This window comes from Massilia sp. ZL223 (genome assembly GCF_018119395.1).
Classification (GTDB): domain Bacteria; phylum Pseudomonadota; class Gammaproteobacteria; order Burkholderiales; family Burkholderiaceae_D; genus Telluria.
The window spans coordinates 12,842-28,238 of the sequence record NZ_JAGPWD010000030.1 but is presented as its reverse complement, the minus strand read 5'-3'; the positions used below and the strand labels follow the sequence as shown (position 1 = coordinate 28,238).

Below are 15,397 nucleotides of genomic sequence, written 5' to 3'. Positions count from 1 at the left end.
ACCGGTCAAGCGGCCTGCTTGTCCTCGGGCACGGGCTTGGTCACGTCCTGGAGCACCTGGCCGTTCTGCAGCACGATCACGCGCTGCGCCATGTTGATCGTCTCCGGGCGGTGGGCCACGATGATGCGGGTCAGCGGGATCCTGGCGATCGCCTGGTTCACGGCCTGCTCGTTCCACACATCCAGGTGGCTGGTCGCTTCGTCCAGCACCAGGATCTTCGGATTCTTGTACAGCGCGCGCGCCAGCAGGATGCGCTGCTTCTGGCCGCCCGACAGGCCGGTGCCGATGTCGCCGACCAGGGTGTTGAAGGCCATCGGCATGGCGGCGATCTCGGGCGCGATGGCGGCCAGTTCGGCGCAGCCGTAGACGCGCTGCATGTCGACCAGGGGATCGAAGAAGCTGATGTTGTCGGCGATCGAACCGGCGAACAGGGTGTCGTCCTGCATCACCGTCCCCAGCATGTGGCGGTAATTCCCCAGCCCGAGCGAACCGAGGGGCACGCCGCCCACGCGGATCTCGCCGCCGGTCGGCGTGAGCAGGCCAAGCAGCAGCTTCATCAGGGTCGTCTTGCCGCAGCCCGAAGGGCCGGTGATCGCCACGCACTGCCCGGCGGGGATGCTCAGGTTGAGGCCGCGCACGACTTCGGGCTCGCTGTCGGAATAGCGGAAGCTCAGGTTCTTGATCTCGATCGCCGGCATGATGTGGCTGGCGTCGACTTCGGCGACCTCGTCGTCGCGTTCCGCTTCGGCCAGCACGATGTCGGCCACGCGCTCGCCGTGCAGGCGCATCATCCGCAGTTCGAACAGCTTGTCGATCAGGCTCGCCATGCGCTGGCTGAACTGGTCCTTGTAGCTGATGAAGGCGAACACCATCCCGATCGAGAACTCGTTACTGAGCACGGCCAGGGCCGCGAGCCAGATCACGATCACGCGTTCGCCGCTGAACAGCAGGGTGTTGGCGGTCTGGTAGGAGACCGACAGCTTGGCGATGCGCAGCTGGGCGTTGAACTCATCGGTCAGCGAATTCATCCAGCCCGAGCGGCGCTCTTCGCTGCGGCCGAACAGGCGGATGCTCTGCATGCCGCGCACCGTCTCCATGAAATGGCTTTGCTGCTTGGCGGCGTGGATGATCTGTTCCGAGTTGGCGTCGCGCAGCGGGCGGTACATCGACCAGCGCAGCAGCGCGTACAGGACCACCGCCACGCAGGCCACGGCCGCCAGGGTGGTGCTATACAGGAGCATCATGATCAGGGTGCCCAGCACCAGCGCGCCGTCGATGACGCCTTCGACGAACTGGGTCGTGAGGCTGGTCTGGATGCGCTGGATCGAACTGAAGCGCGACACGATGTCGCCGGTGTGGCGCTTCTCGAAATAGGGCAGGGGCAGCTTGAGCAGGTGGGCGAAGGCGTTGCCCAGCCATTGCAGGTTCAGGCTGGTGGACAGCACCGTGGTGACCCAGGAGCGGACCGCCCCGATCGCGGTCTGCAGCAGCACCAGCAGCAGGAAGCCGCAGCCCAGCACCGTGATCAGGTCGCGGTCCGAGGCCAGCAGGGCTTCGTCGACGATCCACTGCATGTAGAAGGGCGCGATCAGGGCGCACACCTGCAGGGCCAGCCCGAGCGCCAGGATCTGCAGCAGGCCGCGGCGCAGGCCGACCACCCGACCCATCAGCGAGATCAGCGAGAACTGCTGGCGTTCTTCCCTGGCTTCGAACTGCGCGGTCGGCGTCAGCTCGAGCGCGATGCCGGTGAAATGCTTGGCGAATTCCGCCATCGGCATGCGCCGTTCGCCCACGGCCGGATCGTGGACCACGACATGGCTGGCCGACACCGACTTGAGGACCACGAAGTGGTTCAGGTCCCAGTGCAGGATGCAGGGCAGCTTCAGTTCCGGCAGGTGCTGCAGGTCCAGCTTGAGCGGGCGCGTTTGCAGCGACAGGCCGGTGGCCATGGCCATCAGGCCCTTCAGGTTGACGCCCTTCATCGACACCGCGAAACGGCGGCGCATGCTCGGGATGTCGATCTGGTGGCCCCAGTAGCTGGCGACCATGGCGACGCAGGCGAGGCCGCATTCGGCGCCCTCGGTCTGCAGCAGCACCGGCAGGCGGCGGGTGTTCCAGAAGGCTAGCTGGGAAAGAAGAGGAAATTGCATACTCGATGGCGATCAAGCTGGGCTGGACGCGGCGCACTCGCCGCGGCCAGCGGATGATTGAGAAAAGCTTGTGTGATTACAGGCGGCCTGAAATGCTGAACAGCGGCTCCAGCACCCATTCGTAGAGCTTGCGGCGCTCGAGCAGCACGCTGGCGTCGACCAGCATGCCCGAGCGCAGCGGCATCGGCGCGCCGTAGGCCTGGACAGTTTGCTTGTCGAGCTCGAGGCGGATGCGGTACACCGGCTCGGACTGGGATGCGCCCGGCAGCGCCGCCGCCGAGGTGGGCAGCTCGTCCGGACGCACCGAGGTGGTGGCCACTTCGCGCACGCGGGCCGGATGCTGGCCGAACTTCTGGTAGGGGAAGGCCTGGTAGCGCAGCAGGGCCGTCATGCCCGGCTTGATGAAGCCGACCGCGTGCGAGGGCACGTACATTTCCGCTTCCAGCTTGCTGCCATCCGGGAGGATCGAGGCCAGCGAGGTCGCGCCGCCCACGGTCTGGCCGAGGTTCGCCGTGATCGCGGTGATGGTGCCGCTCAGGTGCGCGCGGATCGGGATCTCGCGCCGCGCTTCGTTCTCGGTCAGGTCTTGTTCGAGCGTGGTCGCGTTGCGGCGCAAGGCGTTCTCGTCGCGCAGCGCCTGCACCGCGATGTCCTGTTCCTCGGCCCGGGTGGCCGTCAGGTCGCGCCGGGTGGCGGAGCGCACGCGGTCGATCTCGAGCAGGCGCTGGCGCTGGTCGAGCAGCTCGGCTTCGCGCTCCTGCAACTGCGCCGCCGAGATGTAGTTGGTCGCCTTCAGCTGGGCGAAGCGCGCCACGGTCTGTTCGGACAGGGAGATGCGCTGCTTCTGCATCAGGGCCTGGTTGTCGAGGCGCTGGATCTCGCCTTCGAGGTCCTTGGCGCGCTGCTGCAAGGCGGTGCGGCGATGCCCGGCCTGCACTTTCGCCTGCTGCAATTCGGTACGGAAGCTGTCGCGGCGGCGCACCAGCAATTCGGAGATCAGGGCTTCCGTGGAGCGCGGATCGGCGCTGCCGCGCTCGCTGGACACGACGAACAGGATATCGCCTTCGCGTACCTGCTGGCCTTCCTTGATGCGGACTTCGCGGATGACGCCGGCCTGGTTCGAGTAGACCCGGGTGACGCCCGCGGCCGGGGCCAGCATGCCCTGGATGTGGGCCTTGCGGGTGGTCTCGAAAAAGGCGAAGAAGGCGATCAAGAGCAAGGCCAGGGTGACGAACACGCCGGTCAGGACCGCATGGCTGACCGGGCGGGTCAGGATGACGGTGCCGTACTGGCGCACCATCACATGCTCGACGGCCTGCTGGCGGAACAGCGTTTTGGCTACAGGCTCGGAAGGCTGCTTGGCAGTTTCGGAAGGCTGCTTCTCTGGTGAGTCTTTCGCATCATCATGCGAGGTGCTGACGGTGTCGCGCAAAGCAATGTCTCTCAAAAACTCGCATCCAACGAATCCGATCAGGACCGCCGCTGCGTATTAGCGTTATGTCCCGAGTATGGCATTCGCTAATAAAACATCGCAAGGAAGAAAAGCCAGATACAACAGTTTTAGCCTCAGGTTATGCGGAGGGGATCGGAATGAAGGAATGCGATGCGTGCCGGGATGGCGAAATGAACCGTCATGCATATTTCAGCGCATTTACGCTGGCGCCTGTGAATACAAGGGGAATTGCAATTGGCATGGTTGCAATAGAACCTGGCAGTCTTGGCGCGGATCGGCCGATGCACCGGGTGGTACACTGTGCCTCGGGCATATTCAGCTTGTCTCGCCGATGCCGGTCCTTATGCATCATCATTTCCCCCGCCGGATAAACCGCTTATCCGCCTGGCGCTTTCTTCATATTTCAATTTTATTGGTGTATTAATGCTTGCAAGTCTATTTGTCGAATCATCGCCTGCGGATCACGCTCCGGCAGCAAAGGGAATGTGATGGACGTCTGGTTGATTCTGGCCCTGCTGGCGATGGGCACGTTCGGCGGCTTCGCGGCCGGCCTGCTTGGCATCGGCGGCGGCATGATCCTGGTGCCCTTCATTACCATGATCTTCACGGCGCGCGGTTTCTCTCCCGACCTGGTGGTGCACATGGCGATCGCGACCTCGCTGGCCACCATCCTGTTTACCTCGCTGTCCTCGATGCGCGCGCACCATGCGCATGGGGCGATCCTGTGGCGGGTGGTGAAGCTGCTGGCGCCGGGCATCCTGGTCGGTTCCTGGATCGGGCCGTGGATCGGCAAGCAGATGAATTCCTCGGTGCTGGCGATCTTCTTTGGCGTGTTCGTGGCCTTCTCGGCGACCCAGATGCTGGTCGGGAAAAAGCCGGCAGGGACGCGCGAGCTGCCCAAGGCGCCGGGAATGTTCGCGGTGGGTGGCGGGATCGGCGTGCTGTCCGGGATCGTGGGGGCGGGCGGGGGCTTCATGTCCGTGCCCTTTATGACCTGGTGTAACGTGCGCATTCACAATGCGGTGGCCACCAGCGCGGCGCTCGGGTTTCCGATTGCGCTGTCGGGGACGCTGTCGAATATCTATTGGGGGTGGGGAGAGCCGGGGCTGCCGGCGTATTCGCTGGGCTTCATCTACCTGCCGGCGCTAGCGATCATCGTGCTGGCCAGCGTGACCATGGCGCCGCTGGGGGCGAGGACGGCGCACAAGATGCCGGTGCGGCAGCTGCAGAAGGTGTTTGCGGTGATTCTGTATGCGCTGGCGGCTTACATGTTTTGGAAGGCGGTGAACTGAGAGCGGGACAGTTCAACGAACATGGGTCCCCGCCTTCGCGGGGACCCAAGTTGTTTTTAGGCGTGAACAGCTCGATTCCCCGGCTGCTTGTATGCCCAGGCCAGCATCACCAGCGCCGCGATAATCATCGGCAGCGACAGCATCTGCCCCGAGGTGATCGGCAGCCCCGCCACGCTGATCTCCCAATCCGGCACCCGGAAATACTCGGTAAAGAAGCGCGCGCACCCATACAGCAGCGTGAACAGCGCACCCACCGCGAGACGCGGGCGCGCCTTGCGCGCGAACGGCCACAGGATCAGGAACACCAGCACGCCATCGACCAGGCACTGGTAGATCGGCGACGGGTGGCGCGGGCCTTCCACGCCCGGCCACAGCATGGCCCAGGGCAGCGAAGGATCGGCCAGGCGCCCCGGCAGCTCCGCATTGATGAAGTTGCCGATGCGGCCAGCCGCGTACCCCAGCGGCACCATCGGCGCGATGAAGTCGTACACGTCCAGCAGGTTGCGCTTGCGCCGGTGCGCCCACAGCGCCATGGCGATCAAGACGCCCAGGAAGCCGCCATGGAAGGACATGCCGCCTTTCCAGACCATGAAGATCTCGAGCGGATGCTCGAGGAAGTAGAGCGGCTGGTAGAACAGCACTTCGCCCAGGCGCCCGCCCAGGATCACGCCCAGCATGCCATAGAACAGCATGTCGTCCAGGTCGTCCTTGGTCCAGCCTTGCGCCGCGATGTGCGGCTGGCGGATGCGCAGGCGGCCCAGCAACAGGAACTGGGCGAAGGCCACCACGTACATCAGGCCGTACCAGTGGATGTCGACCGGGCCGACGGAAAACGCGATCGGGTTCGGCTGCGGGTGAACAAGCATAGTCAGTCTTTCGATTCAGTCTCAAACAAGAGGTTCAAAAAGCCCTTGAGCACCGGGGACGCATTGTCGCGCCGCCAAGCCAGGCCGGTCTCGGCCAGCGGAGTGGCGTCCAGCAGGGCACGGTATTCTACGCCGGGACGCATGAGGTTCGACACGGATTGTGGCACAAGTGCCAAGCCCATGCCGCCGGAGACCAGGCTGACGATGGTCTGCATCTGGATCGCTTCCTGCCCGATCACCGGCGTCACCCCGGCCGCCCGGAAGCAAGCGAGGATGGCGTCGTGCAGGGCCGGGGCCACCGCGCGCGGGAAGATCACCAGCGGCAGCGGCGGCAGGTCGCGCAGGCGCACCGGTCCTTCCCCGCGCAGCGCTTCCAGCCCGCTGGGGGCGCACAGGATCAGCGGCTCCTCGACGATGCGGCGGTACTCCAGCAAGTCGTCGGGCGGCAGCGGCGGAATCACGAAGCCGGCGTCGATGCGGCCCTGCAGCAGCTCCTCGAACTGGACGTCCGAAGTCGCTTCCTGCAGCACCATGCGCACCGCCGGGTAGGCGGCGCTGTAGCGGCGCAGGACGGCCGGCAGCACCGACAGGCCAGCGGTGGTGACGAAGGACAAGCCAAGGCGTCCCGCCTCGCCCGAGGCGACCCGGCGCACCAGCTCGGGCAGGGCGCCGGCTTCCTCCAGGATGCGGCGCGCCTCCGGCAGCAGGGCGCTGCCGGCCGGCGTGAGCGTGACCTGGCGCCGGTTGCGCAGGAACAGGGGCGCGCCCAGCAGCTCTTCCAGGCCGGCGATGCTCTGCGACAGCGGCGGCTGGGTCATGTGCAGGCGCGCGGCGGCGCGGCCGAAGTGCAGCTCTTCGGCGACGGTGACGAAATGGCGCAGCTGGCGCAGTTCCGGAGTCATCGATACGTACAGTGTATGGATTGAGGGCGGTGATTTGATCAGCATATTACACGCACGCAGCCCGGTTTGACCTGTCATCCAGGCCAAGGCATGCTGGCAGCCTGTCCTTGAAGGAGTCCGCCATGGCCGATCAAGCGCGCTACAACCGCCGTTCCCGCCACGTCACCGAAGGCGTGGCCCGCAGCCCGAACCGCTCGATGTACTACGCGATGGGTTATCGCGAGGAAGACTTCGAGAAGCCGATGATCGGCGTCGCCAACGGCCACTCGACCATCACGCCCTGCAATTCCGGCCTGCAGAAACTGGCCGACGTGGCCATCGCCGCGGTCAGGGAAGCCGGTGCGAATCCGCAGGTGTTCGGCACCCCGACCATTTCGGACGGCATGTCGATGGGGACCGAGGGCATGAAGTTCTCGCTGATCTCGCGCGAGGTGATCGCCGACTGCATCGAGACCTGCGTCAACGGCCAGTGGATGGACGGCGTGGTCGTGATCGGCGGCTGCGACAAGAACATGCCCGGTGGGATGATCGCGCTGGCGCGCCTGAACGTGCCCGGCATCTACGTCTACGGCGGCACGATCAAGCCGGGCCATTGGAAGGGCAAGGACCTGACCATCGTCTCGGCCTTCGAGGCGGTGGGCGAATTCACGGCCGGGCGCATGACGCGCGAGGACTTCGAGGGCATCGAGCGCAACGCCTGTCCTTCATCCGGCTCCTGCGGCGGCATGTACACGGCCAACACCATGTCGTCGTCGTTCGAGGCGCTGGGCATGTCGCTGCTGTATTCATCGACCATGGCCAATCCGGACGACGAGAAGGTCGGCTCGGCGGCGCAATCGGCGCGCGTGCTGGTCGAGGCGGTCAAGCGCGACCTCAAGCCGCGCGACATCATCACCCGTGAATCCATCGAGAACGCGGTGGCGGTGATCATGGCCACCGGCGGGTCCACCAACGCGGTGCTGCACTACCTGGCCATCGCCCATGCCGCCGAGGTGGAATGGTCGCTCGACGACTTCGAGCGCGTGCGGCGCAAGGTCCCGGTGATCTGCAATCTCAAGCCCTCGGGCGAGTACGTGGCCACCGACCTGCACCGCGCGGGCGGGATTCCCCAGGTGATGAAGCTGCTGCTCGATGCCGGGCTGCTGCATGGCGGCTGCATGACGATCACGGGGCGCACGCTGGCCGAGGAGCTGGCCGATGTGCCATCCGAACCGCCTGCGGGGCAGGACGTGATCCGTCCGCTGTCGCGGGCGCTGTACGACGAGGGCCACCTGGCGATCCTGAAGGGCAACCTGGCGCCCGACGGGGCGGTGGCCAAGATCACGGGCCTCAAGAACCCGGCCATCACGGGGCCGGCGCGGGTGTTCGACGACGAGCAGTCGGCCATGGACGTGATCCTGGCGAACGGGATCCAGCCGGGCGATGTGCTGGTGCTGCGCTACCTGGGACCCAAGGGCGGACCGGGGATGCCGGAGATGCTGGCGCCGACGTCGGCGCTGATCGGCAAGGGGCTGGGCGAGTCGGTGGGCCTGATCACCGACGGGCGCTTTTCCGGGGGGACCTGGGGCATGGTGGTGGGGCACGTGTCGCCCGAAGCCTTCGACGGCGGGACGATCGCGCTTGTGCGGGAAGGGGATTCGGTGACGATCGATGCGCACCAGTTGCTGATCCAGCTGAACGTGCCCGAGGACGAGCTGGCGCGGAGGAGGGCGGCGTGGACCAAGCCGGCGGCGAAGTACACGCGCGGGGTGCTGGCGAAGTTTGCGAAGCTGACGTCGAGTGCGAGTAAGGGGGCGGTGACGGATTAGCGCAGCGGATCTGCACGCAAACTTGGGCGGAACAATGCCAGTGGCATTGTTCCGGCCTTCGCCGGAACGACGGTCTTGAGGGTACAGGTGAAATAAAACAACATCGTCCCGGCGAAGGCCGGGACCCAAGTTTGCATGAGCAGACCGGCAAAAAAACAAACGGCGGTTCAACCCGCCGTTTCCGTTATTTGCGCTTCAAGAACGCCTGCTTCACCCGATCCTGCCGGTTCTTGTCCTGCACATCATGCGCTTTCTTCTTGTCCAGCCCCAGCATCTTCTCGATGAACTCGAACCAGATAAAGGCGAACACCATCAACCCGACGATATACCACCAGGACAACTCGGCAAAACGCCACACTTCCAGCCCACGCAGGGTCACGAGAGCGGCAATCAGGATGATCAAGGGCATGACAAAACTCCTTCCATCCATACATCTTACAGAAAAATAATGCCACACGGAAATTCTTTGTAATTCCTTGTTGCTAAGTCAACCATTCCCGTTGCTTCATCGTTACAGAGTGTATCGGTTGATGTAGGACAGAGCGAAACCCTGTACTATCCTCATCGTGTTAAACCTGGAGAAACAAATGAAACGCTCCCTGATGTTGTGTGTTGTGTTGTCGGCCCTCGCGTCCACCAGCGCGTTCGCACAAGCCGACCTGGCGAAAGCCAAGAACTGCATGGCTTGCCATGCCGTGGCGAACAAGCTGGTCGGTCCTGCCTATAAAGACGTTGCAGCCAAGTACGCCGGCCAGAAAGCCGCGGAAGACAAGCTGGTGCAAAAGGTCATGAAGGGTGGCGCAGGTGTCTGGGGTCCGGTGCCGATGCCGGCCAACCCGCAGGTGAGCGAAGCGGAAGCACGCAGCCTGGTCAAGTGGGTCCTGGCTACCAAGTAAGCCTGTCCCATCGCGAGAAAAGCGCGCCTGCGTGAGCAGAGCGCGCTTTTTTGTTGGGGAAATGCTCAGCGGATCACGTCGATGCGGCTCCGCTTGCCGCCCTTGTAGGTGAACAGGGTCAGGGCGCCGTTCTGGATGTCGCCGAACTGGTCGAACTGGATGGTGCCGGTTACACCCTCGTACCTGATCTTCTTCAGCTCCGGCAGGTATTTCGCCGGCTCCGCCGACTTCGCATTCTGCATGGCGGTCGCCATCACCATCACCGAGTCGTACACATAGGGCGCGTAGAGCTGCACGTCCAGCCCCGTCTTTTGCTTGAAGCGCGTGCGGAAGTCCGTCATGACCTGCTCCTGCGCGCCTTTCACGCCACCGGCCTCGGCGCAGATCACCTGGCGGTCGTCCAGGGCATTGCCCGCCAGCCGGCCCAGCGCCTCGGTGCACATGCCGTCGCCGCCCATGAAAATGGCCTTGATGCCGAGCGACTTCATCTGCTTGAGCATGGGCCCGGCCACCGAATCCATGCCGCCGAAGAACACCATGTCGGGCTTCTTGGCGCGGATCGAGGTCAGGATGGCGGCGTAGTCGGTGGCCGTGGCGCTGGTGAACTCCTTGCCGACGATGCGCACGCCCGGACCCTTGGCGCCCTTGACGAACTCGGTCGCCACGCCCTGGCCATAGGTGGTGCGGTCGTCGATGACGGCGATGTTTTTCACCTTCAGCGTCTCGACCGCATACTTGCCCAGGGTGCCGCCCAGCTTGGCATCGTTGGCCACCACCCGGAAGGCGCCAGGGAAGCCCTGCTTCGTGTACTGGGGCGCGGTGGTGGCCGGCGAAATCTGCACCAGGCCGGCGTCGTGGTAGATCTTCGAGGCCGGCACCGTGGTGCCGGAATTCAGGTGGCCGACGATCCCGTTGACCCTGGCGTCGACCAGTTTCTGGGCCACCGCCGTGCCTTGTTTCGGATCGCTGCCGTCGTCCTCGGCCAGCAGCTGGAACTTCACCTTCTGGCCGTTGATCGTGAAGCCCTTGGCATTGAGCTCGTCGATCGCCATGCGGGCGGCGTTTTCGTTGTCCTTGCCGAGGTGGGCGTTGGGACCGGAGACCGGGCCGACGTGGCCGATCTTGACGACCTGCTGGGCCAGCGCGCTGCCGGCAACCGTCATGGCGAGCGCAAGCGGGAGGAGCTTGAGGCTGGGGTGCATGTGTGTCTCCTTCAGGAGAATGGCCGACATTCTTCAACCAAAGTACCGCAGTTTCCCGGGCCAGAAAAGAAAAAAGCACATGTTCGCGGCCCATCACGATTCATCGCACAAAGCATTTTCGACGGAAACGCAACAGCCCGATGGCCTGCGAAAGAAAGTTTAACATCAGGGGCTCCCATGTTTTGCCTAAAATTGATATGATTTTCATATCAATTCCGTTGGGAAAGAATCTGAAATGGGACGTCACAGAAATTCCGGAAAGTCGGCCGATTACTTGGCCGTTGTCGAACTGTTTGGAGAACACGCGGACGGCAGCACGGGCGAGGACACCAAGCTCGTGTTGGACGCCGTTCCGATCACCGCACTCGATCGCTTGGCGGCGGAGCAGAACCAGGAAACGAAGCGCCTCCAATTCTTCCTCTTGACGCTGCAGGAAGAGCGCGGGATCACCCAGCGGCTGCGCAACCATGAGGGCTACCTGCTCATCACTGTTTCGGATCGCAGCACCGGCAGCGACGACGAAATTCGCGCCTTCGCCACCGGATTAAATCGAATCGACAACAATAATATTCCCTATTTCGTACGTATCAGTGAGAGCAAGCCGCAGCGACGGCACATCAGGACACTTGAGCGGATTTCCCTTTTTCAGGAGCACCCCGACACGGACAAGCTGGAGGCATTCGCATCCGGGAGCGATGAGGCGGTGGCGGTAGCCGTGTACGACGTGGGACAAGGAAGTATGTCGGCAGTAGTGGATCAATACGAACATCCTGTGATGTTTTTCGACCTGGGTTGGCCTTTGTCCTTTTTCCCGAAATCTATTCCGCCCACCGCCGAGCACTTCGATCCGTTTCCGGCTGGGCTGGAAACACGGGGTTTCCCGGTACCTGTCGTGCTTTCCCATCTCGATCGGGATCATTGGGGCTATGCCATTGAAAAAGGGATGGCGAAATGGGACAGCAAGCTACTTGCATGGATCAGCGTTCCGACCTATCGGCGCAAAGCCTTGAGGCGGCCCTGGCTGTTGCGCCGCCCGCACCATAGGCACCAACTGAGGCCGAGCCATATTCATTTCGTGCAGACGCTCGGCGCAACCAGGATCAGGGGCGGCGTTGCCTTGCGCTTCTGGCCGGCGAACCAGCAAGACATTACCCTTGGTCGCGTAACGCTATTTCTGAGTAATCCGATGAGTGGCACGCCCACCACGCCTGCTTTCCTTCGGAATAACGAAGCCATCGGCATGCTGGTGCAGGACGATATAAGCGCGGCGCGGATATTGCTCACCGGCGATGCCGATTTCCCGTCCATCCCCGCATTTGCGAAACGCGACCTCACCGGTTTGGTGGCGCCTCACCACGGAGGAAAGGTGACCCGAGGCTCGGTGCCCAACGCGGTAGGACATGGACGCATGATCATGTCAGTCTATCCCGGGAGTTATTCAGGCATTCCGCATCCCGACGTCGAAGCGGAAGCGAAGGAGCAGGGTTGGCGGATCAGCTGCACGTCCGAACGCAAGCCGTGCTTCCGCTCGAACAAGGAAACACAATGCGGTAACCGCTTGATACGCCTGAGCAAGACGCCGCTGTGCGGGTGCAGCGAAGTTCCCGATGCCTGTTTGTGCGTCACCGATCTGAGCTGACCGGCCCGTATCTGTTCCGCTGTCTTCGTCGTGCGCCCGTTACCGCTGGCGCGTGATCCGCAGTTTCACCAGACGCTTGAGCGGCTTGGCCAGCTCCTGCCCACCGGATTCGCCGACAGCGGCGAGGTAGCCCCGCACCCAGGACGCCTGGCGCGGCACCTGGCCGTGGCCGGCCGCGAGGCCGTCGAGGAGCCGGTCCGCCACCGCGAAGTCGTTGAGGGTGCCCAGGCGGTCCTGCAGGTCGGACAGCCGGCTCGTGTAGCGCCTGGTGCGCTTGCCCGGCAGCAGATCGTGGAAGAACTCGGCCGCATAGCGCGCCTTCTTGGCGGCGATGCGCACCTTGTGGCGCGCCGGAGCGTCTTGCGGATCGAGTGCCTTGATCCGCCGCGCCAGGCGCTTCTCGGCCTTGCACAGCAGCGGCAGCAGGCCGCGCGTGGCGCGCCCGGCCAGCGGGGACTTCCCCGGCAGGGCGCCGTCGGCACGCCACTGGCGGCCGCGTAGCCATCCATTGAGCTGGAGCATCAGCACCGTATAGCGCGGCGCATGCAAGGTGTGCAGTAACTGCTTGTGCAGGGCGTTCGCCTTGTCCTGCGCCGCCGTGCGCAGCGCCGCAGGGTCGATCCCCTTGACGTGATCGAGCGTCCCCCCGGCCAGCACGTCCCAGTCGCGCGCGGCGCCCAGTTCGCCGGACAGCCAGTCCAGTCCTTCGCGTATCGCTTCCGGCGGCGCGGCCAGCTTCTCGAACATGTCGACCAGCGCCCGCAAACGGCGCAGGCCGACCCGCATCTGGTGCAGGCTCTCGACGTCCTTGCGCAGCACGCCGGGCAGGTTGGCCTCGATCTGGCGCAGGCAGCTCAGGCCGATGCACCGGTAGGCGTCTTCCAGCGTCATGTGCTTGCCCAGCCTGATCCTCTCGGCCTTGACCGCCGGCGCCGGCTCGTCCGTCAGCATGGCGTAGCCGCGCGCGGCCAGGCTGGCGCCGCCCAGCTCGAGCGGGATGTCTTCGTGCAGGGCCAGCGCCAGTTCGAACAGTTCGGCCGGATCGCCGCGCTCGAGTTCCAGCTCCAGCTCGGAAAACTGGGCGTGGCGGTCGCCACAGGCGATATCGCCGGCGTCGAGCGCGCAGCCGAGCTGGCGGCCGTCGGGCAAGGCGATGTCCCAGGTGGTGCGGCGCGTGCTGCTCAGGAAGACCGGCTCCAGCCTGCCGGCCAGGCCGGGGTCGGCGAGCAGCCTGGCCAGCTCGGCCGGCTTGACCTGGCGCGCCAGCAGCTCGGGCTGGGGCTGGCCACCGGGCAGGGCCGATTCCCACTCGCCGCGGCGGTGCAGGCTGGACGCGGTGCGGGCGATCTGCAGCCAGCTGTCGTTGTCGTTGCGCACCCGCAAGCTGAGGCCGTGTTTCCACAGGTCGCGCTCGGGCGTGTCGTACCAGGTGTCGGTCAGATGGTGTTCGCGCGGATCGTCCTTGGCACGCTCGGCCAGCATCGGATGGCTGCGCACGCGCTCCAGGGCGGAGGGCGGAACCTTGAGTGTCAGTTCGGTTTCCATGCGTCGTCCTTTCCCGGCTAGTGGAGCACAAGCGCAGCCAGGACGGCGCATGGATGGGGTGTTAGGAATAGCGCCGGAACTCCCGGTCCGCGAAGTAGCCGGCAATCGCATCACAGGAAGCGGTCGGGTCGCTCAGCCCCACGTAGTAGTCGGGCCGCACCAGGTAAACCGCATTGCGCTCGAAGCCGGCGTCCTCGTGCACCTTGCCCCACCGGAAAACCTGTACCTGCAAGCCGTGGCGCAGGCACCACTCGCGCAGCGCCTCGCGCGCCTCGCCATAGACGTGGACTTGCCAGTCGATGCGCGCCGGCGTCGCGTAATTGTCCTGGCCATCGTGCACGGCCCAGGGCAGCCGGTCGCCGCCCTTGATGGCGCCGGCGATGCCGTCGGACAGCGGGCTGTCGTGGTACTGGATGGTCGTCTGGGAGATCATCCGGAACACGAATTCGCGCACCGCATCCAGGCTGTAGGCGGCGCTGGCGACCGTGGGCGCGATGTGCATGCGCACGAAGTCGGCGACACCGCCCTCGGCCGTGATGAAGGTGAAGGCGCGGTCGGTGGTGTCCACCAGCCTGCGCGCGAAGGCCAGGCGTTCGGCCTTGTAGGTGTCGAGCAGGGCGTCGCTGGCATCGCCGCGCAGCACGCCGCCCAGCTTCCAGGCAAGGTTGATGGCGTCGCCGATGCCGGTGTTCATGCCCTGGCCGCCCGCCGGGCTGTGCACGTGGGCGGCGTCGCCCAGCAGGAAGGCGCGGCCGTGCCGGTACTGGTCGGTCACGCGGTGGTGCACGCGGTAGGTCGAGAACCAGTACACCTGCCCGACTTTCACGCCCAGCCTTTCCATGGCCTTGTGGCTGACGTCGTCGAAGCTCTGGGTGCCGGGCTGGTCGTCGCGGTCGCCGCGGATGGTGCCGATCAGGCGCGCGCGGCCTTCGCTTCCGTAGGGGAAGAGCAGCAGGAAGTCCGAGGTATCGAGGGAGGCGTGGACTTCCTTGCCGGGGTCCATGCCATGGATCTGCACGTCGGCCACGTAGAACAGGTGGGCGTAAGTCCCGCCAGGAAAACCGGCGCCCAGCTTGTGCCTCACGAAGGAATGGGCGCCGTCACAGCCGGCCAGGAAGCGGGCCGTGCATTCGCGCTCGCCCTGGGGCGTGCGCAGGCGCGCCACGACCTTGTCACCCTGATCGTCGAACTCGACGAGTTCGGTCTGGCGCTGGACCTCCACGCCCGCCAGCTGAAGGCGCCGTTCCAGCAGGCGCTCGTGCCGGTCCTGCGGATAGATCAGCACGAAGGGATAGGGCGTGACGCGGCTCCCGGCGGAGAGGAAGTTCAGGTGGGCCTTGCGCTTGCCCTTGACCCACAGGTTGATCGCCTCGGCCGGTGCGCCTTCGGCGACGACCTCGTCGGCGATGCCGACCTGGCGGTACAGTTCCAGGATGCGCGCCTGGACCGCCATGGCGCGCGAGGTGGTGCCGGGCTCGGCCGCCTTGTCCACGATGCCGACCCGGATGCCCTGGTGCGCCAGCCACAAGCCCAGGACCAAGCCGGTCGGACCGGCACCTGCGATGAGTACGTCGTAGTCTTCCATGGCGGTCTCCCCGGCTGTTCCCGTTCAGAGCGCCAAGTTGGGCAAATGTTCCCCGCCCG

At 64.9% G+C, this 15,397-nt stretch carries 12 protein-coding genes; 4 read left to right on the top strand and 8 right to left on the bottom strand.

What is annotated here, in order from left to right:
• Positions 1-5: 5 nt before the first annotated feature.
• Positions 6-2,150, bottom strand: a complete 2,145-nt coding sequence (locus tag KBW95_RS17660; protein ID WP_211528905.1) for a peptidase domain-containing ABC transporter — start codon at positions 2,148-2,150, stop codon at positions 6-8.
• A 76-nt stretch (positions 2,151-2,226) separates the two neighbouring features.
• The gene (locus KBW95_RS17655) at positions 2,227-3,597 is read right to left on the bottom strand and encodes an HlyD family secretion protein (protein ID WP_229429844.1); all 1,371 of its coding nucleotides are present in this window, start codon (positions 3,595-3,597) and stop codon (positions 2,227-2,229) included.
• Positions 3,598-4,091: 494 nt separating this feature from the next.
• Between KBW95_RS17655 and KBW95_RS17650 the strand changes: the two genes are divergently transcribed.
• Positions 4,092-4,895: a sulfite exporter TauE/SafE family protein gene (locus tag KBW95_RS17650; protein WP_211528904.1), complete on the top strand. Its 804-nt coding sequence runs from the start codon at positions 4,092-4,094 to the stop codon at positions 4,893-4,895.
• A 56-nt stretch (positions 4,896-4,951) separates the two neighbouring features.
• Here KBW95_RS17650 and lgt read toward each other — a convergent pair whose 3' ends face one another.
• Together lgt and KBW95_RS17640 are read right to left on the bottom strand one after the other, a co-directional pair.
• On the bottom strand, positions 4,952-5,761 hold the full coding sequence (gene lgt / locus KBW95_RS17645) for a prolipoprotein diacylglyceryl transferase (protein ID WP_211525510.1): 810 nt from the start codon (positions 5,759-5,761) through the stop codon (positions 4,952-4,954).
• Positions 5,762-5,763: 2 nt separating this feature from the next.
• Complete coding sequence (locus tag KBW95_RS17640) at positions 5,764-6,663, bottom strand: LysR family transcriptional regulator (protein WP_211525511.1); 900 nt, start codon at positions 6,661-6,663, stop codon at positions 5,764-5,766.
• A gap of 122 nt (positions 6,664-6,785) precedes the next feature.
• Here KBW95_RS17640 and ilvD point away from each other — a divergent pair, with 122 nt between their 5' ends.
• Positions 6,786-8,471 carry a dihydroxy-acid dehydratase gene (gene ilvD, locus KBW95_RS17635; RefSeq protein WP_211528903.1) on the top strand — a complete coding sequence of 562 codons (1,686 nt, stop codon included), beginning with the start codon at positions 6,786-6,788 and terminating at the stop codon, positions 8,469-8,471.
• Positions 8,472-8,655: 184 nt separating this feature from the next.
• Here the strand turns inward: ilvD and KBW95_RS17630 are convergent, their stop codons facing one another.
• Positions 8,656-8,880: a TIGR04438 family Trp-rich protein gene (locus KBW95_RS17630; RefSeq protein ID WP_211525513.1), complete on the bottom strand. Its 225-nt coding sequence runs from the start codon at positions 8,878-8,880 to the stop codon at positions 8,656-8,658.
• A 178-nt stretch (positions 8,881-9,058) separates the two neighbouring features.
• Here KBW95_RS17630 and KBW95_RS17625 point away from each other — a divergent pair, with 178 nt between their 5' ends.
• Positions 9,059-9,367, top strand: a complete 309-nt coding sequence (locus KBW95_RS17625; RefSeq protein WP_211525514.1) for a c-type cytochrome — start codon at positions 9,059-9,061, stop codon at positions 9,365-9,367.
• Positions 9,368-9,432: 65 nt separating this feature from the next.
• Here the strand turns inward: KBW95_RS17625 and KBW95_RS17620 are convergent, their stop codons facing one another.
• Positions 9,433-10,569, bottom strand: a complete 1,137-nt coding sequence (locus KBW95_RS17620) for a branched-chain amino acid ABC transporter substrate-binding protein (protein WP_211528902.1) — start codon at positions 10,567-10,569, stop codon at positions 9,433-9,435.
• Between the two features lie 235 nt (positions 10,570-10,804).
• Here KBW95_RS17620 and KBW95_RS17615 point away from each other — a divergent pair, with 235 nt between their 5' ends.
• Positions 10,805-12,208 (top strand): hypothetical protein, encoded by a 1,404-nt coding sequence (locus KBW95_RS17615; protein WP_211528901.1) that lies wholly within the window; start codon positions 10,805-10,807, stop codon positions 12,206-12,208.
• A gap of 39 nt (positions 12,209-12,247) precedes the next feature.
• On the opposite strand, the gene KBW95_RS17610 is transcribed toward KBW95_RS17615, so the two are convergent.
• Complete coding sequence (locus tag KBW95_RS17610) at positions 12,248-13,753, bottom strand: CYTH and CHAD domain-containing protein (protein WP_211528900.1); 1,506 nt, start codon at positions 13,751-13,753, stop codon at positions 12,248-12,250.
• 61 nt (positions 13,754-13,814) lie between these two features.
• Positions 13,815-15,338 carry an FAD-dependent monooxygenase gene (locus tag KBW95_RS17605; RefSeq protein WP_211528899.1) on the bottom strand — a complete coding sequence of 508 codons (1,524 nt, stop codon included), beginning with the start codon at positions 15,336-15,338 and terminating at the stop codon, positions 13,815-13,817.
• Between the last annotated feature and the right edge of the window lie 59 nt (positions 15,339-15,397).

What these genes read in the sequence shown, in the direction of transcription:
- KBW95_RS17620 (WP_211528902.1), bottom strand. Translation starts at nt 10,569, where the DNA reads ATGCACCCCAGCCTCAAGCTCCTCCCGCTTGCGCTCGCCATGACGGTT.
- KBW95_RS17640 (WP_211525511.1), bottom strand. Translation starts at nt 6,663, where the DNA reads ATGACTCCGGAACTGCGCCAGCTGCGCCATTTCGTCACCGTCGCCGAA.
- KBW95_RS17630 (WP_211525513.1), bottom strand. Translation starts at nt 8,880, where the DNA reads ATGCCCTTGATCATCCTGATTGCCGCTCTCGTGACCCTGCGTGGGCTG.
- KBW95_RS17625 (WP_211525514.1), top strand. Translation starts at nt 9,059, where the DNA reads ATGAAACGCTCCCTGATGTTGTGTGTTGTGTTGTCGGCCCTCGCGTCC.
- KBW95_RS17615 (WP_211528901.1), top strand. Translation starts at nt 10,805, where the DNA reads ATGGGACGTCACAGAAATTCCGGAAAGTCGGCCGATTACTTGGCCGTT.
- KBW95_RS17660 (WP_211528905.1), bottom strand. Translation starts at nt 2,150, where the DNA reads ATGCAATTTCCTCTTCTTTCCCAGCTAGCCTTCTGGAACACCCGCCGC.
- ilvD (WP_211528903.1), top strand. Translation starts at nt 6,786, where the DNA reads ATGGCCGATCAAGCGCGCTACAACCGCCGTTCCCGCCACGTCACCGAA.
- KBW95_RS17605 (WP_211528899.1), bottom strand. Translation starts at nt 15,338, where the DNA reads ATGGAAGACTACGACGTACTCATCGCAGGTGCCGGTCCGACCGGCTTG.
- KBW95_RS17650 (WP_211528904.1), top strand. Translation starts at nt 4,092, where the DNA reads ATGGACGTCTGGTTGATTCTGGCCCTGCTGGCGATGGGCACGTTCGGC.
- lgt (WP_211525510.1), bottom strand. Translation starts at nt 5,761, where the DNA reads ATGCTTGTTCACCCGCAGCCGAACCCGATCGCGTTTTCCGTCGGCCCG.
- KBW95_RS17610 (WP_211528900.1), bottom strand. Translation starts at nt 13,753, where the DNA reads ATGGAAACCGAACTGACACTCAAGGTTCCGCCCTCCGCCCTGGAGCGC.